The sequence below is a fragment of the Streptomyces carpinensis genome (genome assembly GCF_002154505.1).
Taxonomy (GTDB): domain Bacteria; phylum Actinomycetota; class Actinomycetes; order Streptomycetales; family Streptomycetaceae; genus Streptomyces; species Streptomyces carpinensis.
The window spans coordinates 1-723 of record NZ_MUBM01000645.1; the positions used below are offsets into that span (position 1 = coordinate 1).

Annotated in this window: 1 protein-coding gene; it reads left to right on the forward strand. The window is 70.1% G+C overall.

Annotation, left to right across the window (positions count from 1 at the left end; translation table 11 throughout):
* Positions 1-42 precede the first annotated feature (42 nt).
* Positions 43-723 (forward strand): ATP-binding protein (locus BZY54_RS47470; RefSeq protein WP_143668397.1); only part of this gene is annotated, 681 nt, incomplete at its 3' end.

Consider the following 723-nt stretch of genomic DNA (forward strand, 5'->3'; position numbering starts at 1 on the left):
CCCGCGGCGGCATCGGTCGCGCGAGGGAGGGACACTTGGTTCATGGCCAGCCCCAGTCCCGGGAAGGCTCCGGTATGCCGCCTGCCTCCGCGGCCGCAGAGCGTGTCGTCGGCGCGGCGGTTCGTGCGGGACGCCCTGGACCAGAGCCCCTCGGACGTGGTGGACACCGCTCAGCTGCTGGTCAGTGAACTGGTGACCAATGCGGTGGTCCATGCGAACACCGAGGTCGAAGTGCGGGCCTGGGCCACCGACGGCAGGGCGCACGTCCATGTCAGCGATCGCCGCCCTTCCCGCGGCCTGGTCGCCCAGGATTTCAGCACCTACGCGAGCACCGGGCGGGGACTGGGGATGGTCGAGCAACTCGCCTCCAACTACGGCGTACACGTGGGCGAGGACGTCAAGACCGTGTGGTTCGAACTGTGGTCGGGCACCGCGCCGCCACCGTCACCGGGCTGGGGCACCTCCGTCACCTGCCGTGGGCCGACCGTCACCGTGACACTGATAGACATGCCGGGCGCGCTCCACAAGGCGGCCCAGCAGCACCGCGAGGCGCTCCTGCGGGAGTCCCTGCTGACCGCCCTCGCCGACGACCAGCCCACCCCACTGCAAGAGGACCTGTTCACCGCACTCGAGTGCAACCACATGATCAAGGCCGCCCTGAACGCAGCGCCCGAGGAGCAGACCCCCCACGGGGACCTGCACACCCTGCATCTGACGCTCGCC